This is a genomic window from Streptomyces sp. NPDC039462, assembly GCF_055639375.1.
The window spans coordinates 330151-349879 of the sequence record NZ_JBVKAO010000004.1; the positions used below are offsets into that span (position 1 = coordinate 330151).

A 19729-nucleotide genomic window follows, 5' to 3' on the forward strand; every position below is an offset into this window, starting at 1 on the left:
ACCAAGTACCACGACCAGAAACGACGGCGAGGACTGATGGCACAGACGCAGCGCGCTCAGGGCCCGTCCGACCCCGAGGCGACTGGCGGCGGTATGTCAGACGCGCCTGAATTGTGGGGCAACGGCGGGCTTGTGGGTGACGGCCGGTACCGGCTGACGCACAGACTCGGCCGGGGCGGCATGGCCGAGGTCTTCGCTGCCGAGGACGTACGTCTCGGGCGTACGGTCGCGGTCAAGCTGCTCCGCTCCGACCTCGCCGAGGACCCGGTCTCCAAGGCCCGTTTCACGCGTGAGGCGCAGTCCGTCGCCGGTCTGAACCACCACGCCGTGGTCGCGGTGTACGACTCCGGTGAAGACGTCGTCGGGCCGAGCGTCGTCCCGTACATCGTCATGGAGATCGTCGAGGGCCGGACGATCCGCGATCTGCTGCTGAATGCGGAGGCGCCGGGTCCGGAACAGGCCCTGATCATCGTGTCGGGTGTGCTCGAAGCGCTGGCGTATTCGCACCAGCACGGCATCGTGCACCGCGACATCAAGCCCGCGAACGTGATCATCACCAACACCGGCGCGGTGAAGGTGATGGACTTCGGTATCGCGCGCGCCCTGCACGGCGCGCAGTCGACGATGACGCAGACCGGCATGGTCATGGGCACGCCCCAGTACCTGTCGCCCGAGCAGGCGCTCGGCAAGGCCGTCGACCACCGGTCCGACCTGTACGCGACCGGCTGTCTCCTCTACGAGCTGCTCGCGCTGCGGCCCCCGTTCACCGGTGAGACGCCGCTCTCCGTGGTCTACCAGCACGTCCAGGACCAGGCCGTGCCGCCGTCCCAGGTCTCGGACGCGGCGCCTCCGGAGCTGGACGGGCTCGTCATGCGCTCCCTCGCGAAGGACCCGGACGACCGGTTCCAGACCGCCGAGGAGATGCGCGGCCTCGTCCAGTACGGGCTGCAGATGCTGAACGAGCAGGGCAGCCACACGGGCACCTGGAACACCGGACCCGTCGAGATGCACGAGGGCGGCCACACCTCCGCCATGGGCGTCGCGGGCACCACCGCGATGGCGCACCCGGACTCCGGGACCGCGCAGATCCCGAGCCCCATGCTGCGTCCGCCGGGCGACGACGGCGGCTTCGACGGCGGGCCGCGCGGCGGCAAGGGCGGCCGCGGCAAGATGTTGCTCTTCGCCGTGCTCGCGATCATCGCGATCGCGGTGGGTGTCGCCTTCGCGCTGAACGCGAGCGACAACAAGGAGAAGAAGGACCCGCCGAAGACTCCCGCGACGAAGCAGTCGCAGTCGAAGGAGCCGAGCAAGAGCACGGACGAGAAGACGTCGGACGAGACGGAGGACCCGGGCACCGGCACCGGCGGCGAGACGGACTACGACCCGCCGACGAACCAGCCGACCAATCCGACAGGACCGACGGGCAACCCGTCCCGGCCGACCGACGACCCGACGACGCCCACTCAGGACCCGACGCAGCCCACCGAGGACCCGACGACGCCCACCCAGGACCCGACGCAGCCCTCCCAGGACCCGACGCCGCCGGAGGGTGACGACGAGGGTGCCGAGAACGGCGGGGGCGACAACGGGGGCGGCGGTCTCTGACCCCCTGAGGGGCAGACGATCCTGCGGCGGCCCGGGGTCTACAGCACGTGCTGAAGGTGCCGGTCCTCGCCCGCCCGCAGGGTGTGGACCGTGCAGAACTGCGGCTCGATGCGCAGGTACACCGGGTCGAAGAGTTCGCCGTCCACGAAGCGCGGCCCGGGGCCGAAGAGGTCCAGTTCCGCCGTGGTCGGCTCGACCGCCTCGCAGAGGCCGACGAGCTGCACGGTCCAGCGGAGGTCGCGCACGCTGGTCACGTTGAGGTTGTCCGCGCCGTACGCGACGACGCTGCCGGCGCAGGCCTGGTGGTAGCCGTATCCCCGGTGCATGCGGAGCAGCACCTTCCGGTCCGCCACGATGTGCCGGGCGACCGCGAGGAAGGGCAGCGCGCGCATGCTGGTCGCCACTCGGCCGTAGTCGGTGCGGCCGAGCAGTTCGAGGGCCAGCTCGTCATCGGTGGGCATTTCCCCACCATGGTTCATGGACGGGGCGTCGGAAAAGGGGACCTCGCCCCCATGAACCGAGGACGTAAGTCCCTCGTCAAGCCCATCGAGCCCATCGAGCCCATCGAGCCCATCGAGTCAGTGCTGCTTCTCCGCCTGCATGCGCGCCACATAGGCGGCCGCCTGGGAGCGTCGCTCCATGCCCAGCTTGGACAGCAGGCTGGAGACGTAATTCTTGATCGTCTTCTCGGCCAGGTGCAGCCGCTCGCCGATCACGCGGTTGGTCAGGCCCTCGCCGATCAGGTCGAGGATCTTCCGCTCCTGGTCGGTGAGGTTGGCGAGCCGGTCGTCGCCCTTGGCGTTGTTGCCGTCGCGCAGCCGCTCCAGGACCCGGGCCGTGGCGACGGGGTCGAGCAGGGACTTGCCCGCGGCGACGTCCCGCACGGCGGTGAGCAGCTCATTGCCGCGGATGGCCTTGAGGACATAGCCGGAGGCGCCGGCCATGATCGCGTCGAAGAGGGCCTCGTCGTCGGCGAACGAGGTGAGCATCAGGCACTTGATGTCCTCGTTCTGCGAACGGATCTCGCGGCACACCTCCACGCCGCTGCCGTCCGGCAGGCGCACGTCGAGCACGGCCACGTCGGGCCGGGTCGCGGGGATCCTGACCAGGGCGTCTGCCGCGGTGCCGGCCTCGCCGACGACCTCGATGTCGGACTCCACGGAGAGCAGCTCATGGACTCCACGCCGGACCACTTCATGGTCGTCGAGGAGAAAAACCGTAATTTTTCCGTCTTCGCGCACGGAGCCAGTCTCACACACGATCTCTTCGGGTGCCCGGGCGGAACCCTTCCAATGGCCGGGGTGGCCGGGATAACGTGCCGGTGTTCCGGCCCCCTGCCAGGCTGTGATCAGTGCTGTGACCAGTAAGTGTTACCCCTTTTCTCGATGTACTGGGAAATCCAAGCATTCAGATACTTGGATTTCCGAGTAAATTCGCAGGTCAGATGGGGTTTCACAGAAATGGGAAGCACTGGGTAACGTGCTTCGTGCAGGGCGTTCGCCGGGACACCTGTCACGCCTGTTTCCCGGCTGAGTCGCACCCACCCCGTGCGCGGGCACGGACCAGGCGAGCCGTACTGGCTTTCCCGGTAACCCCGGGGGCCGGACCGACGGAGGAGCACACGTGACCGTGGAGAGCACCGCCGCGCGCAAACCGCGCCGCAGCAGTACCAGCGGCGGCAAGCGCGCAAGCGCCAAGAAGCCCGCGCCGCAGAAAAGCACGGAGCCCGAGCTCGTACAACTGCTGACGCCCGAGGGCAAGCGGGTCCAGAACGCGAAGAACGCGGTGTACGACGCGTACGTCGCGGACATCACCGCCGAGGAGCTGCGCGGCCTCTACCGCGACATGGTCCTCACCCGCCGCTTCGACGCCGAGGCCACGGCCCTGCAGCGCCAGGGCGAGCTGGGCCTGTGGGCCTCGCTGCTCGGCCAGGAGGCCGCCCAGATCGGCTCGGGACGCGCCACCCGTGACGACGACTACGTGTTCCCCACGTACCGCGAGCACGGGGTCGCCTGGTGCCGCGGCGTCGACCCGACGAATCTGCTCGGCATGTTCCGCGGCGTGAACAACGGCGGCTGGGACCCGAACAGCAACAATTTCCACCTGTACACGATCGTCATCGGCTCGCAGACCCTGCACGCCACCGGATACGCGATGGGCGTGGCCAAGGACGGCGCGGACTCGGCCGTGATCGCGTACTTCGGAGACGGCGCTTCCAGCCAGGGCGACGTGGCCGAATCGTTCACCTTCTCCGCGGTCTACAACGCCCCGGTCGTGTTCTTCTGCCAGAACAACCAGTGGGCGATCTCCGAGCCCACCGAGAAGCAGACCCGGGTGCCGCTCTACCAGCGCGCGCAGGGCTACGGCTTCCCCGGTGTGCGGGTCGACGGCAACGACGTGCTGGCCTGTCTCGCGGTCACCAAGTGGGCGCTGGAGCGGGCGCGCACGGGCGAGGGCCCAGCGCTGATCGAGGCGTTCACGTACCGCATGGGCGCGCACACCACGTCCGACGACCCGAGCAAGTACCGCAGCGACGACGAGCGGGTGGCCTGGGAGGCCAAGGACCCGATCCTGCGGCTGCGGGCCTACCTGGAGTCCGAAGGTCACGCGGATGAGGGATTTTTCGCGGAACTCGACGACGAGAGCGAAGCGTTGGGCAAGCGAGTGCGAGAGGTGGTGCGGGCGATGCCGGATCCGGATCTGATGGCGATCTTCGAGAATGTCTACGCGGACGGGCACGCGCTCGTCGACGAGGAGCGCGCCCAGTTCGCCGCCTATCAGGCGTCGTTCGCGGACGCCCCCGCGGGCGGGGAGGGCAAGTGACCATGGCTGTCCAGAAGCTTCCCATCGCCAAGGCGATCAACGAATCCCTGCGCACCGCGCTGGAGAACGACCCCAAGGTCCTCATCATGGGTGAGGACGTCGGCAAGCTCGGCGGCGTCTTCCGCGTCACCGACGGGCTGCAGAAGGACTTCGGCGAGGAGCGGGTCATCGACACCCCGCTCGCCGAGTCCGGCATCGTCGGCACGGCCATCGGCCTCGCCCTGCGCGGGTACCGCCCGGTGGTGGAGATCCAGTTCGACGGCTTCGTCTTCCCGGCGTACGACCAGATCGTCACGCAGCTCGCGAAGATGCACGCCCGCGCGCTCGGCAAGATCAAGATGCCGGTCGTCATCCGCATTCCGTACGGCGGCGGAATCGGCGCGGTCGAGCACCACAGCGAGTCCCCCGAGACGCTCTTCGCGCACGTGGCGGGCCTGAAGGTGGTCTCTCCGTCGAACTCGGCGGATGCCTACTGGATGATGCAGCAGGCCATCCAGAGCGACGACCCGGTGATCTTCTTCGAGCCGAAGCGGCGGTACTGGGACAAGGGCGAGGTCGACAAGGACGCCTTCCCCGGCCCCCTGCACAAGGCCGTCGTCGCCCGCGAGGGCAGCGACCTCACGCTCGCCGCGTACGGCCCGATGGTCAAGGTCTGCCTGGAGGCGGCCGCGGCCGCCGAGGAGGAGGGCAAGTCCCTGGAGGTCCTGGACCTGCGCTCCATGTCGCCGATCGACTTCGACGCCGTGCAGGCCTCGGTCGAGAAGACGCGGCGGCTCGTCGTCGTGCACGAGGCCCCGGTCTTCCTGGGCACGGGCGCGGAGATCGCGGCGCGCATCACCGAGCGGTGCTTCTATCACCTGGAGGCGCCCGTGCTGCGGGTCGGCGGCTATCACGCGCCGTATCCGCCGGCGCGGCTCGAGGAGGAGTACCTGCCGGGCCTCGACCGGGTGCTCGACGCCGTCGACCGCTCGCTGGCGTACTGAGGGGGAGAGGGTCGTGACGACGATGACAGACACAGCTCTTGCCGAGTTCAAGATGCCCGACGTGGGCGAGGGACTCACCGAGGCAGAGATCCTCAAGTGGTACGTGGCGGTGGGCGACACCGTCACCGACGGCCAGGTGGTGTGCGAGGTCGAGACGGCCAAGGCCGCGGTCGAGCTCCCCATTCCGTTCAACGGTGTCGTACGCGAGCTCCGCTTCCCGGAGGGCACCACGGTCGACGTCGGCCAGGTGATCATCGCGGTGGACGTGTCGGGCGGAGCGGATGCCTCGGCGGCGCCCGAGCAGGTGGCGGTGCCCGAGCCGGTGCAGGAGACGGTGCAGGCCGCCGAGCCCGAGGCCGCCGCCCCGGAGGGCCGCAAGCCCGTCCTGGTCGGTTACGGGGTCGCCGAGGCCTCCACCAAGCGACGCGCCCGCAAGCCCGCCGCGAGGGAGGCGCCCGCCGCGAAGGAGGCGCCTGCCGCACCTGCGGCCGATTCGGCACCAGCCGTCCCGGCACCGCAGTCCCCGTCCCTGAACGGGCACGACGGCGACCGGCCGCTCGCCAAGCCCCCTGTCCGCAAGCTCGCCAAGGACCTCGGCGTGGACCTCGCGACGGTCACGCCGTCCGGGCCCGACGGGATCATCACCCGCGAGGACGTGCACGCGGCGGTGGCGCCGGCCCCGCAGCCGGTGGTGACGGAGGCTCCTGCGCCGACGTCCGCGCCGACGCCGGTGACCGCTCCCGCTCCCGTGGTGAGCGGCGACGCCGCCCGCGAGACCCGTATCCCGGTCAAGGGCGTCCGCAAGGTCACCGCGCAGGCGATGGTCGAATCGGCGTTCACGGCGCCGCACGTCACGGAGTTCGTGACGGTCGACGTGACCCGGACGATGAAGCTGGTCGAGGAGTTGAAGCAGGACAAGGCCTTCGAGGGCCTGCGGGTCAATCCGCTGCTGCTCATCTCCAAGGCCCTGCTGGTCGCGATCAGGCGGAACCCGGACATCAACGCCGCCTGGGACGAGGCCAACCAGGAGATCGTCCAGAAGCACTATGTGAACCTCGGCATCGCCGCGGCCACCCCGCGCGGTCTGATCGTGCCGAACATCAAGGACGCGCACGCGAAGACTCTGCCCGAACTGGCCGAGGCGCTCGGCGACTTGGTCGGCACGGCGCGGACGGGCAAGACCTCGCCCGCGGCCATGCAGGGCGGCACGGTGACGATCACGAACGTCGGCGTCTTCGGCGTCGACACGGGCACCCCGATCCTGAACCCGGGCGAGTCCGCGATCCTCGCGGTCGGCGCGATCAAGCTCCAGCCGTGGGTCCACAAGGGCAAGGTCAAGCCCCGCCAGGTGACGACGCTCGCGCTGTCCTTCGACCACCGTCTGGTGGACGGGGAGTTGGGCTCCAAGGTGCTCGCCGACGTGGCGGCGATCCTGGAGCAGCCGAAGCGGCTCATGACCTGGGCGTAAGACAGGCTCTGAGTGCGAAGCGGGAAGGGCCCTGCCGCGACATCGCGGCAGGGCCCTTCCGTGTGTCTGCGGGGTGTCACGCCACCTTGAAGCCGTAGTCCAGGAGCTTCTTCGCGTCCGCGGTGCGGTTGTTCAGCGAGGAAGAGGTCAGGACCGTGCCGACGACCGTCTTGCCGTTGCGGGTCGCCGCGAAGACGAGGCAGTACTTCGCCTCCGGGCCGGAGCCCGTCTTCACGCCGATGGTGCCGCGGTAGGAGCCGAGGAGGTTGTTCGTGTTCGACCACGACATGTTGCGGTAGCCACCGGACTTCGTGGTGACCTTCTGCGTGGTCGACTTCGTCTTCACGACCGTGCGGAACGTGGAGTACTTCATCGCGTTGCTCGCGAGCTTCGTCAGGTCGCGCGGCGTCGAGTAGTTCGCGCCGTGCCCGATGCCGTCGAACGAGTCGAAGTGCGTGTTGGACAGGCCGAGGGACCTGGCCGTCGAGTTCATCTGGCCGATGAAGTTCTTCACGCGCTTGGCACGGGTGGTGCCCTTGCCGAACTTGTCCGCCAGCGCGTACGCGGCGTCGCAGCCGGACGGCAGCATCAGCCCGTACAGGAGTTGGCGGACGGTGACCTTGTCGCCGACGATCAGGCGGGCCGACGAGGCGTAGTTGTTGCGGACGATGTAGTCGCTGTATTCCTTCTGGACCTTGACCTTGGAATCCAGGTTGAGGTTCCGCTGGCCGAGCACCACACGCGCCGTCATGATCTTCGTCGTCGATCCGGTGGAACGACGGGTGTCGGCGGCCTTGGTGTAGAGGGTCTTTCCGTTGCCGTTGTTCATCACATAGCCGCCCTTGGCGACGATGGACGGCTTCGGGGGTGCGGCCGCGTGGGCCGCCGGGGTGGTGAGGGCGCCGCCGGCCAGTACCGCGCTCGCGGTGACGAGGACGGCTGATGCGCGACGTACGCCCGTAATGCCGGTATTCAAGTTAAATACTCCAAATGCCCCTGGGCTGCGGCTGCATGAGGGTGCCGCTCACTCAGTAGACGAGTGAGAGGGCCGGATGGATGTGCCGAAACGCCCGCGAATTCCGTGACGGGTGCCCGCCATATGGACGGGGGATTCCGGCGTATACCTGTTGTATCTATGCTGTGCGCATGCCGGCCGCCGCGATCACCCCTCTGACCTCCGTCACCTCCATCAAGCCGCCGCCCGCCGCCGAGCGGGTCTACACGCACGTCAAGCAAGCCGTCCTCGAACGCCGTTACGAGGGCGGCACGCTCCTCACCGAGGGCGAGCTCGCCGAGGCCGTCGGGGTCTCCCGCACCCCGGTGCGCGAGGCGCTCCTGAAGCTGGAGGTGGAGGGGCTGCTGCGGCTCTACCCGAAGAAGGGCGCACTCGTCCTGCCCGTCTCCGCCCAGGAGATCGCGGACGTCGTCGAGACGCGGCTGCTCGTCGAGACCCACTCGGTGCGCAAGGCGGTGCCCGCGCCCGCCGGACTGATCGACCGTCTTGAGGCACTCCTGGCCAAGCAGCGGAAGCAGGCCGCCGCCGGAGAGCTCGCGGAGGCCGCCGTCACCGACCGCTGCTTCCACGCGGAGATCGTCCGCAGCGGCGGCAACGACATCCTGTCGCGCCTCTACGACCAGCTGCGGGACCGGCAGCTGCGGATGGGCGTCGCCGTGATGCACTCGCATCCCGACCGGATCGCCAAGACGCTCGCCGAGCACGAGGAGATCCTCGACGCGCTGCGCCGCGGCGACGCGGACGCGGCGGTCGCCGTGGTCACCCGGCACGTCGGCTGGTTCCAGAACCTGGCGCGGGGTGAGGTCCGATGAGCTCCGCCGCCCACCCCGAGCGCCTTCCCGGCGACCCTCCCCCCAGCCCTGAAGGAGCCGGGGGAGACCCTGTTGGCGGCAGGAAAGCCGTCCTCGTCTGGTCCATCGGCGTCGCCGTCTACTTCGTCGCCGTCATCTTCCGGACCTCGCTCGGCGTCGCCGGGCTGGATGCCGCCGACCGGTTCCACGTCAACGCGTCGGCGCTGTCGACCTTCTCCATACTCCAGCTGCTGGTCTACGCGGGCATGCAGATACCCGTCGGCCTCATGGTCGACCGGCTCGGCACCAAGAAGGTGCTGACCATCGGCGTGGTCCTCTTCACGATCGGCCAGCTCGGCTTCGCGTTCTCCCCCTCGTACGCGATGGCGCTCGCGTCCCGCGCCCTGCTCGGCTGCGGCGACGCGCTGACCTTCATCAGCGTCCTGCGGCTCGGCACGCGCTGGTTCCCGGCCCGGCGCGGCCCGATGGTCGCCCAGCTCGCGGGCCTCGTCGGCATGGCGGGCAACCTCGTGTCGACCCTCGTCCTGGCCCGGCTGCTGCACTCCGTCGGCTGGACCGCGGCCTTCGCGGGCAGCGCGCTCTGCGGTGTCGTCGTCCTCGTCCTGCTGACGCTGTTCCTGAAGGACCACCCGGAGGGGCACGAACCGGAGCCGGCGCGGCACAGCGGCGCGGCCTTCGTGCGCAAGCAGATCGCCCTGTCCTGGCGGGAGCCCGGCACCCGGCTCGGCCTGTGGGTGCACTTCACCACGCAGTTCCCCGCGATGGTCTTCCTGCTGCTGTGGGGGCTGCCTTTCCTCGTCGAGGCACAGGGCCTGTCCCGGGCGGCGGCCGGTGAACTGCTCACGCTCGTCGTGCTGTCCAACATGGTCATCGGCCTCGTCTACGGCCAGATCGTGGCCCGGCACCACGCCGCGCGCCTCCCGCTGGCGCTCGGCACCATCGGCACGACGGCCACGGCCTGGGCGGCCACCCTCGCCTACCCCGGGGGCCATGCCCCGATGTGGCTGCTGATCGTGCTCTGCGCGGTCCTCGGCGCCTGCGGCCCCGCCTCCATGATCGGCTTCGACTTCGCGCGGCCCGCCAACCCGCCGGAGCGGCAGGGCACGGCGTCGGGCATCACCAACATGGGCGGCTTCGTCGCCTCGATGACGACGCTGCTCGCGATCGGCGTGCTGCTCGACGCGACCGGCGACAACTACCGGATCGCGTTCTCCGCGGTGTTCGTCCTTGAGGCGTTCGGGCTCTGTCAGATCCTGCGGCTCAAGTCGCGGGCGGTGCGCAGGGAGCGGGAGCAACTCGTCGCCAGCAGGGTCGAGGCCGTGCACGTACCCGTGTGAGCCGCCTCGGGGGCTCTGCCCCCGGACCCCCAGACCCCAGGACCCCGGTCCTCAAACGCCGGACGGGCTGAAAATCACGGGGTCACCGCGAAGTTCCGCAGGACCGCCTCCGCCAGTTCGTGGTCGCCCTCGATCTTCACCCGGTCCGCGACCGCCGCGTACGTCACGCGGCCGCACGCGAGCCTGAAGTACGTCTCCCAGTCGAGGCCGAAGGTGGCGAGCGGGCCCAGCGAGGGGGCGCCGTCGACGGTGCCCTTGCCGTCGGCGTCCAGCCGGACCGTGCGCAGGAACTCGACGGGGCCGCTCACGTCGAAGACGACCGCCGAGTTCGCGGGCGCGCCCGCCTTCTCGGCGACGACCTTCGGGAGGCCCTGGAGGAGCAGGTCCCGGGTGACGTACGCCCCCGGGGAGTCGAGGTTGCCGGGCTTGCGCAGCGTCGTACGGAGGTCCTGCTCGTGCACCCACACGTCGAACGCCCGCAGCCGCATGGCCAGTTCGAGGGTCTGCTCGGTGCCGAGCGGGCCGCGGATCTTGGTGCTCGGGTCCCGCGACTCGTTCCGCAGCTGCCGCGTACGGCGGATGATCGTGTACTCCAGCTCGGAGGTCATCTCCGGCGCGGTGTGGTGGCGCCGCACGTCGACCTGCATCTCCATGTACCGCTGGCCCTCGGTCTTCACGTGGAACAGGTCCCGGGGCAGGGTGTGGATCGGGCGGGGGTCGCCCAGCATCTCGCAGTCGAGGCCGATGACATGGGAGACGATGTCGCGCACCGACCAGCCGGGGCAGGGGGTGGCCCAGTTCCACTCTCCCTCGGCGAGGGGCGACACCAGCTCGGATATCGCTTCCACGGAATGCGTCCAGGCATCGGCGTAGTTCTGCAGGCTGGGATGGAGACTCACGGGACCCCTTGCGGTTGTACGCGGGCGGTGGGTGTCTGAGACGCTAAGTTACGCTGCCCACAGGCACCCCGGCAGTGCTTTCGTGTGACGATCGTAGGCCCGTGTTGACGGCTCGAATGCCAGGACGGTGGTAGTGTGCGCGCCTCCCTCATCCAGATCGCCGTAGACGAGGACGAACCGGTCAATTCCCGTCGGTCGCGGGTCGCTTCGCTGGTACGTGAGGTGAGCGCCCGGGACGGATCGGATCTGGTCGTTCTCCCGGAACTGTGGACCACGGGCGCCTTCGCCTACGAGTCCTTCGCGCGCGAGGCGGAGCCGCTGGAAGGCCCGACGTACGAAGCCATGTCGAAGGCCGCGAGCGACGCGGGCGTCTGGCTGCACGCGGGCTCCATCCCGGAGCGGGACCCTGACGGGCCGCTCTACAACACCTCGCTCGTCTTCTCCCCGGCCGGTGAGCTCGCCGCCGCCTACCGGAAGATCCACCGCTTCGGCTTCGACAAGGGCGAGGCCGTCCTGATGGCGGCCGGCTCCGAGCTGGCGACGGTCCGCACGCCGGATGCGACGCTGGGCCTCGCGACCTGCTACGACCTGCGCTTTCCCGAGCTCTTCCGGGGGCTGGTCGACGCGGGCGCCGAGATGTTCGTGGTGCCGGCGGGGTGGCCTGAGCGGCGGCGGGAGCACTGGCTGCTGTTCGCGCGGGCGCGGGCGGTCGAGGACCAGGTGTATGTCCTGGCGTGCGGTACGGGTGGGACGCATGCGGGGGTGCCGCAGGCCGGGCACAGTGTCGTCGTCGATCCGTGGGGTGAGGTGCTTGCGGAGGCGGGGGGCGGTGAGGAGGTCCTTACCGTCGACCTTGACCCCGGGAGGGTCTTGGCGACTCGTGAGCAGTTCCCGGCGCTGAAGGACCGGCTTCTGGGGCAGGCGCCGCCGCCGCGTCCCTGAGTCGCGGCGTGTGCCCACGCGCCGCGGGGGCTGCCGTCTTCTTCGCGGCTGCGGGTGCGTGGTGGTTGCTCGCGCAGTTCCCCGCGCCCCTAGGACGCGGCTTCGCCGTGGTCCTGGGGCGTGGCCTCTGGAGTCAGTCGTCGCCCCGCTCCTTCTCCGCCAGGCGGATTACGCAGACCGCTACGGCCAGGAGCAGTGCGGGGTCGGCGTCTTCGCGGGTGATGTGGAGGCCGTATGTGTCGCGGACGTGGAACCAGCGGCGTGAGATGTCGGCGAGGAGTTCACCGTCGTACTCGATGGCGAACTCGCGGTCGAGGATCTTGCCGCTGACGTCCAGCGCGGTGCCGTCGACCAGCTCGACGCGGTAGTGGTTGCGCAGCAGCGACAGGCGCTTGCGCTTCACCGTGGCGAGTGGCTCGCCCGCCCGCTCGATCACCATCGTGTCGCGCAGGGCGAGCATCTTGGCGTGGATGTCGATGAGGACTCTGCCCTGCGTGTCCTTCAGCTCGAAGGTGTCACGCAGGCGCATCGCCTTGCCGTCGACGAGGAAGACCTTGCGGCCCCGGTCGTCCTCGATCCAGTAGTCGTCACCGATGCCGAACACACGGTCGCGCACGAGAAGTCTCATGGCGCCATGACTACCCCGAATCGCCGCAGAGCGGACATGTCAGTAGCCGCGGGACTGCTGGTCCGGGTCGACCACGGTGGTGGTGGGTGCGACCGGCGGGACGACCGCCCGCCTGCGTCGGGCGATGCTGGTGAAGACGGCGACGCCGATGAGCCCCACAGCCATCATGATGACTCCGGCGACGGTGAGGTTGACCCCCTCCATCTCCCAGTCGGTCGCGAACGTGAGGATGGCACCCGCGGCGATCAGAATGATGCATCCGCCCAGGCCCATGAGGACCGCCTCCCTGCTGTAGTGGCTACGAAGTCACCGTGTACCCGGGTGCGTTGCAGCCACACAGCCATTCGGAAGGTCAGCCTTCCAGGAACGCCACCAGCGCGTTGGCCAGCATGTGCGGGTCGTCCGCGCCGCACAGCTCGCGCACGCTGTGCATGGACAGGATCGCGACGCCGATGTCGACGGTCTTGATGCCGTGCCGGGCGGCGGTGATCGGGCCGATGGTGGTGCCGCACGGCATCGCGTTGTTGGAGACGAACGACTGGAAGGGGACGCCCGCCTTCTCGCACGCGGCGGCGAACACGGCGCGGCCCGAACCGTCCGTGGCGTAGCGGTTGTTGACGTTCACCTTGAGGATCGGGCCGCCGTTGGCGCGGGGGTGGTGCGTCGGGTCGTGCCGCTCCGCGTAGTTGGGGTGGACGGCGTGGCCGGTGTCGGAGGAGAGGCAGACGGTCCCGGCGAACGCCCGCGCCCGGTCCTCGTACGAACCGCCGCGCGCGAACACGGACCGCTCCAGGACGCTGCCGAGCAGCGGGCCGTCGGCGCCGGTGTCGGACTGCGAGCCGTTCTCCTCGTGGTCGAAGGCGGCGAGGACGGGGATGTACGGCAGCTCGTCCTGGGCGGCGACGGCGGTGAGGGCGGCCGTCGCGGAGTGCACGGACAGGAGGTTGTCCATGCGGGGGCCGGCGAGCAGTTCGCGGTCGCGGCCGAGGAAGGCGGGCGCCTCGACGGCGTACGTCATGAGGTCCCAGCCGGTGACGTCGCCCTCGCCGAGCCCGGTCTCGTCCTCCAGGAAGCGGATCAGGTCGCCCTCGTGGACGTCGTCGCCGAGCCCCCAGATGGGCTGCATGTGCTTCTGCTTGTCGAGCTTGAGCCCCTCGGTGTGCACGGACCGGTCCATGTGGATGGCCAGTTGGGGCACGCGGAGCAGCGGCCGGTCGATGTTCACGAGCCGCGTGGTGCCGTCGCGCAGCGAGAGGCGTCCGGCGAGGCCGAGGTCCCGGTCGAGCCAGGAGTTGAGGAGCGGGCCGCCGTAGATCTCCACGGCGACCTGGCGCCAGCCGTGGGCGCCGGCGTCGGGCTGCGGCTTCACGCGCAGGTTCGGGGAGTCGGTGTGGGCGCCGACGATGCGGAAGGGGGTGTGCGCGGCGGCGCTCTCCGGGACGTACCAGGCGATGATGGCGCCGCCTCGCAGGACGTACTTCCCGCCCGTCGTACCGTCCCAGGCTTCGGTCTCCTCGACCTGCCGGAAACCGGCCTTCTCCAGCCGCTCGGCGGCGCTCGCCACGGCGTGGTACGGCGTGGGGCTCGCCGCGAGGAAGGTCATGAGGTCTTCGGTGTGGCCACGGTCGAAGGGCCGGGAGGGTGTGCGCATGGCAGCCAGCCTAATGGCGTCGCCGTGCGGGTGGCGGGGCGATCAGAGGCGGTCGATCTCGGTGAGGTCGATGTCGATGTCGTACGGGACGGACAGCTTGAGGCGGTCGTGATGAACGCCGGTGGAGAGGTACGCCCCGGTCACGGTGTCGTGCTGGTATGTGTAGACGGCGGGCAGATCGTCTTCGCCCTCCATCTCCACGCGCCAGAAGTGAGGAATGCCTGCTGCGGCGTATTTGTGCGGTTTGGTGTCGCGGTCGCGGTCTTCGGAGTCGGGGGAGACGACCTCAACGGCAAGGACCACGTCCGCTGCTGCGAAACGGGTCGACCGACGGCTCTTGACGGCCTCCGCCTTGACCAGGACGAGGTCAGGTTCAGGAGCGTTGCGTTTTCCCAGCACCACGGCCATCTCGCGGCGCGCCCGCAGATGTTCCGGGAGGCTGCGACGCAGGCCGTGCTCCAGCAGGTACATCACCAGCGTGTGGAAATCGCGCTGCGGACTCACGAAGACCAGGCTCCCGTCGATCAGCTCGGTGTGCGGCGGGAGGTCGTCAAGTGCGAAGAAGTCGTCCACGGTGTAGCCGTCCGGGGGCGGGACCGGCCATTTGGAACGGCTCGGCTGCCGACGGCTGGAACCTTCCGGCTGCCGGTGCTGCGAGTCGGGCAATGCCTCGGCGGTCATGGTTCCTCCCCATGGACGGGATCCTCGGCCACTTACTCAGCGTACCCAGCCCATACGGCGATGCCGCCACCCGAAAGAAGCAGGTGGCGGCATCGCGCTGACGTGCGAAGGAAACCCGTGCTCGGGCGGAGTCCTTTAGAACGCCGCCTCGTCCAGCTCCATCAGGTCGAGCTCCACGCCCTCGGCGAGCTTCCGCTCGGTGGCGACGGTCGGCAGGACGTTCGCGGCGAAGAACTTCGCGGCCGCGATCTTGCCCTCGTAGAAGGCCTTGTCCTTCGCGGAGGCCGTCGCGAGCTTCTCGGCGGCGACCGCGGCACCGCGCAGCAGCAGGTAGCCGACGACGACGTCGCCCGAGACCATCAGGAGGCGGGTCGTGTTCAGGCCCACCTTGTAGATGGACTTCACGTCCTTCTCCGTGGCCGCGAGGTCGGTCAGCATGACGCCGACGATGGCCTCCAGCTCGACGGCGGCCTTGGCCAGCTCCTCGCGGGCGCCGGCCAGCGCCTCGCCGCCCGTGCCGACCGCGAGGAACTTCTTGATCTCCTCGGCGAGGCCGTTCAGCGCGGCGCCCTGGTTGCGGACGATCTTCCGGAAGAAGTAGTCCTGGCCCTGGATCGCCGTGGTGCCCTCGTAGAGGGTGTCGATCTTGGCGTCCCGGATGTACTGCTCGATCGGGTACTCCTGGAGGTACCCCGAGCCGCCGAACGTCTGGAGCGACTGGGCGAGCAGCTCGTACGACTTCTCGGAGCCGTAGCCCTTCACTATGGGCAGGAGCAGGTCGTTCAGGGCGATCAGCGAAGACGCGTCCTCGCCCGCCGCCTCCTTGACCTGGATCTCGTCCTGGACGGCCGCGGTGTGCAGGACCAGGGCGCGCATGCCCTCCGCGTACGCCTTCTGCGTCATCAGCGAGCGGCGGACGTCCGGGTGGTGCGTGATGGTGACCTTGGGGGCCGTCTTGTCCATGAACTGGGCCAGGTCGGGGCCCTGCACGCGCTCCTTGGCGTACTCCAAGGCGTTCAGGTAGCCCGTCGAGAGCGTCGCGATGGCCTTCGTGCCGACCATCATGCGGGCGAACTCGATGATCATGAACATCTGGCGGATGCCGTCGTGCTTGTCGCCGATCAGCCAGCCCTTGGCGGGGTGCTGGTCGCCGAACGTCATCTCGCAGGTGTTGGAGGCCTTGAGGCCCATCTTGTGCTCGACGTTCGTGGCGTAGACGCCGTTGCGCTCGCCCAGCTCGCCGGTCTCCCAGTCGAACTCGTACTTCGGCACGAGGAAGAGGGAGAGGCCCTTGGTGCCGGGGCCGGCGCCCTCGGGGCGGGCGAGGACGTAGTGGAGGATGTTCTCCGACATGTCGTGCTCGCCGGACGTGATGAAGCGCTTCACGCCCTCGATGTGCCAGGAGCCGTCCTCCTGCTGCACGGCCTTCGTGCGGCCCGCGCCCACGTCCGAACCGGCGTCCGGCTCGGTCAGGACCATCGTCGAGCCCCACTGCTTCTCGACGGCGATCTGCGCGATCTTCTTCTGCGCCTCGTTGCCCTCGGCGTGCAGGATGCCGGCGAACGCGGGACCGGACGAATACATCCAGACCGCCGGGTTCGAGCCGAGCAGCAGCTCCGCGTACGCCCAGATCAGGGAGCGCGGGGAGGTCGTGCCGCCGATCTCCTCGGGCAGGCCGAGGCGCCAGTACTCGGAGTCCATGAAGGCCTGGTAGCTCTTCTTGAAGGACGCGGGGACGGGCGCGGTGTTGGTCGCGGGGTCGAAGACCGGCGGGTTGCGGTCGGCGTCCTCGAAGGACTCGGCCAGCTCGTTCTCCGCGAGGCGGCGGAGCTCGTCGAGGATGCTCTTGGCGGTGTCGACGTCCATCTCCGCGAACGGGCCGGTGCCGTACAGCTTGTCGCGGCCGAGCACCTCGAAGAGGTTGAACTCGATGTCGCGGAGATTCGACTTGTAGTGGCCCATGGCGAAGGCTCCGTAAGCAGGAAAGTGGATGAATACCAGCAAGTAGCTACGATGATGCTACCCGTCGGTAATAAGGCGCAACCCCTGAGCGGCCATCTGTGACGTCCGTGACTCAGTACGCTTACGCGCATGTACGGCTACGACCAGAATCCCGGCGCCCAGCAGCAGTACGCCCCGCCGGGCGCGCAGCCGCCGCCGCAGCAGATGCAGGGCATGCCCGGCGGTGGCTACGGCCAGCAGCCTCCGCTCTACCCCGAGCCCTCGCCGCCGTCCCTCGCGGACGCCGTGCGGGCCTTCACGACGGGGTCGATGTCCGCCGAGGACTTCCAGCAGATCTTCGCCACGTCGAAGGTCTACTGCCCGCGCGGTGACAACCCCGGCTTCCTCGCCCTGCACAACACCCAGCAGCCCGTGATCCCGATGTTCACCTCCCTCAAGGAGCTGCGCAGGTACGCGGGCAAGGACTCCAAGTACTTCGTCATCACCGGCGCGGAGGTCATCGACCTGCTCCCGACCGGGTACGGCTTCGTCCTCGACATGGAGGGCGAGCACCGCATGGTCTTCGACGCGAAGGCCGTGGAGCAGATGGTCGACTTCGCGATGCGCCGTATGTACGGGTAGTCCGTAGATCGTTTCTTGCCAGCACCGGAGCCCGGAGGGAATGCCCTCCGGGCTCCGTTCGTTGTGAGTGGCAGAAAGTTCTACGTTCAACTAAAGTCAGTGAACGAGGAGGTACCGACCATGCCTGCAGTGACTGTCGAGAACCCGCTGACCCTGCCCCGAGTGGTGGCGCCGGCCGACGCGACGCCGCGCCCCGTGCTCGCCGTGACCACGGCGCCGAGCGGCTTCGAGGGCGAGGGGTTCCCGGTGCGCCGGGCCTTCGCGGGGATCAACTACAAGTACCTCGACCCGTTCATCATGATGGACCAGATGGGCGAGGTGGAGTACGAGGCGGGCGAGCCGAAGGGCACTCCCTGGCACCCGCACCGCGGCTTCGAGACGGTCACGTACCTGATCGACGGAACGTTTGTGCACCAGGATTCCAACGGTGGCGGCGGCACCATCCGCAACGGCGACACCCAGTGGATGACGGCCGGCAGCGGCCTCCTGCACATCGAGGCGCCGCCGGAGGAGCTCGTCATGTCCGGCGGTCTCTTCCACGGCCTCCAGTTGTGGGTGAACCTGCCCGCCAAGGACAAGATGATGGACCCCCGCTACCAGGACATCCGCGGCGGCCAGGTGCAGCTGCTCTCCACGCCCGACGGCGGCGCGCTGCTCCGCGTCATCGCCGGTGAGCTCGACGGGCACGAGGGCCCCGGCATCACGCACACGCCGATCACGATGATCCACGCGACCGTGCGGCCCGGCGCCGAGGTGACGCTGCCCTGGCGCGAGGGCTTCAACGGACTCGCGTACGTCCTCGCCGGTCGCGGCACGGTCGGTGCCGAGCGGCGCCCGGTGCACATGGGGCAGACCGCGGTCTTCGGCGCCGGGTCCTCGCTGACCGTCCGCGCGGACGAGAAGCAGGACGCGCACGCCCCCGACCTGGAGATCGTGCTGCTCGGCGGGCAGCCGATCCGGGAGCCGATGGCCCACTACGGCCCGTTCGTGATGAACAGTCAGGCCGAGCTGCAGCAGGCCTTCGAGGACTTCCAGAAGGGCCGGCTGGGCTCGGTCCCCGCGGTGCACGGCATGTAGCTCCCGTCCTCTAGGTCCGGTCCCTGGGCGTACATAACTCGCGCGGCCGGTGACGCCGTGTTCGGGTAGGAGGGGTGAGTACCCTCCTGCCCGAGCCCGCGCGCCGCACCGCCGCCTGGTGCGTCGTCGTCCTCCTCGTCACCGGCGTGGCCGCCGTGGGGATCTGGCTCTGCGTCACGTTCAAGACAGCCGTGACACCCGTCCTCCTCGCGCTCCTCGGCACCGCGCTCCTCGGACCGCTCTACCGGCGCCTGCTCAGGATGAAAGTCCAGCGTTCCCTGGCCGCCGGGCTGACCTGCGCGGCCGTCGTCGCCGTCGTCGGCGGGGCCACCTACATCGTGGTCAAGGCGCTGATCGACAGCGGTGACCAGATCATCGCCTCGCTCAAGCAGGCCGCGACGGATCTGTCCAAGTACTTCGGGGCGGCGGGCACCTCGCTCGACGACATGGCGTCCAACGCCAAGGAACTCTTCGGGAAGTTCGGCGGGACCGCAGCGTCCGGAGTGATCAGCGGCATCAGCACGGTCGGCGAGATGATGGCGATGGCCGTCCTCGCCCTGCTGCTCGTCTTCTTCTTCCTGCGGGACTCCGACCGCGCGATGACCACGCTGCGCTCTCTCGCCCCCGGCAACACCGCAGGCATCATCGAGGCCATGGCCCGCCGCGCCTTCGAGGCCATCGAGGGCTTCATGCGCGGCACGACGATCATCGCGTTCATCGATGCCATCTGCATCACCGTCGGCCTGCTGATCCTCGGCGTCCCCGGCGCGTGGGGCCTCGGCGCGCTCGTCTTCGTCGGCGCCTACATCCCCTACCTCGGGGCGTTCCTCTCCGGCGCCGTCGCCATCCTGGTCGCCCTCGCAGACCGGGGCTTCGTGATCGCCCTGTGGGCCCTCGGCGTGGTCCTGGCCGTCCAGGTCCTCGAAGGCCACATCCTCCAGCCCATGATCCAGAGCCGCACCGTCCAGATGCACCCGGCGGTGGTCATGCTGGCAATCACAGCCGGAGCCTCGGTGGCCGGCATCCTCGGCATGCTCCTGGCAGTCCCCCTCACGGCAGCAGCCTTCGGAATCCTGTCAGAGCTACGAGGCACCTACACGCCCACGCCATAGCACCCCGAGAGCGCCCCACCAGGGGCGCGGGGAACGCCGCGAGCACCCACAGCGCTGCCGCAGCCGACAACGGCGCTGTCTCCAAGGGGCGCGGGGAACTGCGCGAGCAACCA

19 protein-coding genes are annotated in these 19729 nt (G+C 69.2%); 10 read left to right on the forward strand and 9 right to left on the reverse strand.

All coding sequences use genetic code 11. The annotated features are described in order from the left end of the window. Positions 1-36: 36 nt before the first annotated feature. Positions 37-1605: a protein kinase domain-containing protein gene (locus ACZ7LU_RS23890; protein ID WP_471917946.1), complete on the forward strand. Its 1569-nt coding sequence runs from the start codon at positions 37-39 to the stop codon at positions 1603-1605. Positions 1606-1643: 38 nt separating this feature from the next. Here the strand turns inward: ACZ7LU_RS23890 and ACZ7LU_RS23895 are convergent, their stop codons facing one another. Both ACZ7LU_RS23895 and ACZ7LU_RS23900 read right to left on the reverse strand, forming a co-directional pair. Continuing rightward, on the reverse strand, positions 1644-2066 hold the full coding sequence (locus ACZ7LU_RS23895; RefSeq protein ID WP_398301950.1) for a pyridoxamine 5'-phosphate oxidase family protein: 423 nt from the start codon (positions 2064-2066) through the stop codon (positions 1644-1646). A gap of 117 nt (positions 2067-2183) precedes the next feature. Then, the gene (locus ACZ7LU_RS23900) at positions 2184-2846 is read right to left on the reverse strand and encodes a response regulator (RefSeq protein WP_398301952.1); all 663 of its coding nucleotides are present in this window, start codon (positions 2844-2846) and stop codon (positions 2184-2186) included. Between the two features lie 382 nt (positions 2847-3228). Here ACZ7LU_RS23900 and pdhA point away from each other — a divergent pair, with 382 nt between their 5' ends. From pdhA to ACZ7LU_RS23915, 3 genes are read left to right on the forward strand one after another with little or no spacing between them, the layout of a single operon-like run. Next, on the forward strand, positions 3229-4428 hold the full coding sequence (gene pdhA, locus ACZ7LU_RS23905) for a pyruvate dehydrogenase (acetyl-transferring) E1 component subunit alpha (RefSeq protein ID WP_398301954.1): 1200 nt from the start codon (positions 3229-3231) through the stop codon (positions 4426-4428). A 2-nt stretch (positions 4429-4430) separates the two neighbouring features. Further along, on the forward strand, positions 4431-5411 hold the full coding sequence (locus ACZ7LU_RS23910) for an alpha-ketoacid dehydrogenase subunit beta (RefSeq protein ID WP_471917947.1): 981 nt from the start codon (positions 4431-4433) through the stop codon (positions 5409-5411). A gap of 13 nt (positions 5412-5424) precedes the next feature. Continuing rightward, positions 5425-6879 carry a dihydrolipoamide acetyltransferase family protein gene (locus ACZ7LU_RS23915; RefSeq protein ID WP_471917948.1) on the forward strand — a complete coding sequence of 485 codons (1455 nt, stop codon included), beginning with the start codon at positions 5425-5427 and terminating at the stop codon, positions 6877-6879. Between the two features lie 76 nt (positions 6880-6955). On the opposite strand, the gene ACZ7LU_RS23920 is transcribed toward ACZ7LU_RS23915, so the two are convergent. Further along, positions 6956-7855, reverse strand: a complete 900-nt coding sequence (locus ACZ7LU_RS23920) for a D-alanyl-D-alanine carboxypeptidase family protein (RefSeq protein ID WP_398301960.1) — start codon at positions 7853-7855, stop codon at positions 6956-6958. A 170-nt stretch (positions 7856-8025) separates the two neighbouring features. Between ACZ7LU_RS23920 and ACZ7LU_RS23925 the strand changes: the two genes are divergently transcribed. Both ACZ7LU_RS23925 and ACZ7LU_RS23930 read left to right on the forward strand, forming a co-directional pair. Next, the gene (locus ACZ7LU_RS23925) at positions 8026-8706 is read left to right on the forward strand and encodes a GntR family transcriptional regulator (RefSeq protein WP_398301962.1); all 681 of its coding nucleotides are present in this window, start codon (positions 8026-8028) and stop codon (positions 8704-8706) included. Next, positions 8703-10043 (forward strand): MFS transporter, encoded by a 1341-nt coding sequence (locus ACZ7LU_RS23930; protein WP_471917949.1) that lies wholly within the window; start codon positions 8703-8705, stop codon positions 10041-10043. Before ACZ7LU_RS23925 ends, ACZ7LU_RS23930 begins: the two co-directional genes overlap by 4 nt. 74 nt (positions 10044-10117) lie before the next feature. Here ACZ7LU_RS23930 and ACZ7LU_RS23935 read toward each other — a convergent pair whose 3' ends face one another. Next, on the reverse strand, positions 10118-10942 hold the full coding sequence (locus ACZ7LU_RS23935) for a maleylpyruvate isomerase family mycothiol-dependent enzyme (protein WP_398301966.1): 825 nt from the start codon (positions 10940-10942) through the stop codon (positions 10118-10120). Positions 10943-11077: 135 nt separating this feature from the next. Here ACZ7LU_RS23935 and ACZ7LU_RS23940 point away from each other — a divergent pair, with 135 nt between their 5' ends. Further along, positions 11078-11884, forward strand: coding sequence for a carbon-nitrogen family hydrolase (locus tag ACZ7LU_RS23940; protein ID WP_471917950.1), 807 nt, complete (start codon positions 11078-11080; stop codon positions 11882-11884). A gap of 133 nt (positions 11885-12017) precedes the next feature. Here the strand turns inward: ACZ7LU_RS23940 and ACZ7LU_RS23945 are convergent, their stop codons facing one another. From ACZ7LU_RS23945 to ACZ7LU_RS23965, 5 genes are all read right to left on the reverse strand, one after another. Beyond that, positions 12018-12512 (reverse strand): LURP-one-related/scramblase family protein, encoded by a 495-nt coding sequence (locus ACZ7LU_RS23945; RefSeq protein ID WP_471917951.1) that lies wholly within the window; start codon positions 12510-12512, stop codon positions 12018-12020. A 39-nt stretch (positions 12513-12551) separates the two neighbouring features. Then, positions 12552-12785 carry a DUF6458 family protein gene (locus tag ACZ7LU_RS23950; protein WP_398301971.1) on the reverse strand — a complete coding sequence of 78 codons (234 nt, stop codon included), beginning with the start codon at positions 12783-12785 and terminating at the stop codon, positions 12552-12554. Positions 12786-12864: 79 nt separating this feature from the next. After that, positions 12865-14163: a M18 family aminopeptidase gene (locus ACZ7LU_RS23955; protein WP_471917952.1), complete on the reverse strand. Its 1299-nt coding sequence runs from the start codon at positions 14161-14163 to the stop codon at positions 12865-12867. Positions 14164-14205: 42 nt separating this feature from the next. Further along, complete coding sequence (locus ACZ7LU_RS23960) at positions 14206-14844, reverse strand: Uma2 family endonuclease (protein WP_471917953.1); 639 nt, start codon at positions 14842-14844, stop codon at positions 14206-14208. A gap of 135 nt (positions 14845-14979) precedes the next feature. Continuing rightward, positions 14980-16806 carry an acyl-CoA dehydrogenase gene (locus ACZ7LU_RS23965; protein ID WP_398302612.1) on the reverse strand — a complete coding sequence of 609 codons (1827 nt, stop codon included), beginning with the start codon at positions 16804-16806 and terminating at the stop codon, positions 14980-14982. 129 nt (positions 16807-16935) lie between these two features. Here ACZ7LU_RS23965 and ACZ7LU_RS23970 point away from each other — a divergent pair, with 129 nt between their 5' ends. The 3 genes from ACZ7LU_RS23970 to ACZ7LU_RS23980 all read left to right on the forward strand — a co-directional run bounded on the left by ACZ7LU_RS23970 (position 16936) and on the right by ACZ7LU_RS23980 (position 19616). Next, positions 16936-17427, forward strand: coding sequence for an SseB family protein (locus ACZ7LU_RS23970; protein WP_127913024.1), 492 nt, complete (start codon positions 16936-16938; stop codon positions 17425-17427). 120 nt (positions 17428-17547) lie between these two features. Beyond that, positions 17548-18504: a pirin family protein gene (locus ACZ7LU_RS23975; protein WP_398301976.1), complete on the forward strand. Its 957-nt coding sequence runs from the start codon at positions 17548-17550 to the stop codon at positions 18502-18504. 74 nt (positions 18505-18578) lie between these two features. Then, positions 18579-19616, forward strand: a complete 1038-nt coding sequence (locus tag ACZ7LU_RS23980; RefSeq protein ID WP_468092631.1) for an AI-2E family transporter — start codon at positions 18579-18581, stop codon at positions 19614-19616. The last annotated feature ends 113 nt before the right edge of the window (positions 19617-19729 follow it).

Excerpts from the sequence above, each read along its gene's own strand:
- ACZ7LU_RS23890 (WP_471917946.1), top strand. The coding sequence starts at position 37 with ATGGCACAGACGCAGCGCGCTCAGGGCCCGTCCGACCCCGAGGCGACT.
- ACZ7LU_RS23895 (WP_398301950.1), bottom strand. The coding sequence starts at position 2,066 with ATGCCCACCGATGACGAGCTGGCCCTCGAACTGCTCGGCCGCACCGAC.
- ACZ7LU_RS23910 (WP_471917947.1), top strand. The coding sequence starts at position 4,431 with ATGGCTGTCCAGAAGCTTCCCATCGCCAAGGCGATCAACGAATCCCTG.
- ACZ7LU_RS23925 (WP_398301962.1), top strand. The coding sequence starts at position 8,026 with ATGCCGGCCGCCGCGATCACCCCTCTGACCTCCGTCACCTCCATCAAG.
- ACZ7LU_RS23930 (WP_471917949.1), top strand. The coding sequence starts at position 8,703 with ATGAGCTCCGCCGCCCACCCCGAGCGCCTTCCCGGCGACCCTCCCCCC.
- ACZ7LU_RS23945 (WP_471917951.1), bottom strand. The coding sequence starts at position 12,512 with ATGAGACTTCTCGTGCGCGACCGTGTGTTCGGCATCGGTGACGACTAC.
- ACZ7LU_RS23950 (WP_398301971.1), bottom strand. The coding sequence starts at position 12,785 with ATGGGCCTGGGCGGATGCATCATTCTGATCGCCGCGGGTGCCATCCTC.
- ACZ7LU_RS23955 (WP_471917952.1), bottom strand. The coding sequence starts at position 14,163 with ATGCGCACACCCTCCCGGCCCTTCGACCGTGGCCACACCGAAGACCTC.
- ACZ7LU_RS23960 (WP_471917953.1), bottom strand. The coding sequence starts at position 14,844 with ATGACCGCCGAGGCATTGCCCGACTCGCAGCACCGGCAGCCGGAAGGT.
- ACZ7LU_RS23965 (WP_398302612.1), bottom strand. The coding sequence starts at position 16,806 with ATGGGCCACTACAAGTCGAATCTCCGCGACATCGAGTTCAACCTCTTC.
- ACZ7LU_RS23970 (WP_127913024.1), top strand. The coding sequence starts at position 16,936 with ATGTACGGCTACGACCAGAATCCCGGCGCCCAGCAGCAGTACGCCCCG.
- ACZ7LU_RS23975 (WP_398301976.1), top strand. The coding sequence starts at position 17,548 with ATGCCTGCAGTGACTGTCGAGAACCCGCTGACCCTGCCCCGAGTGGTG.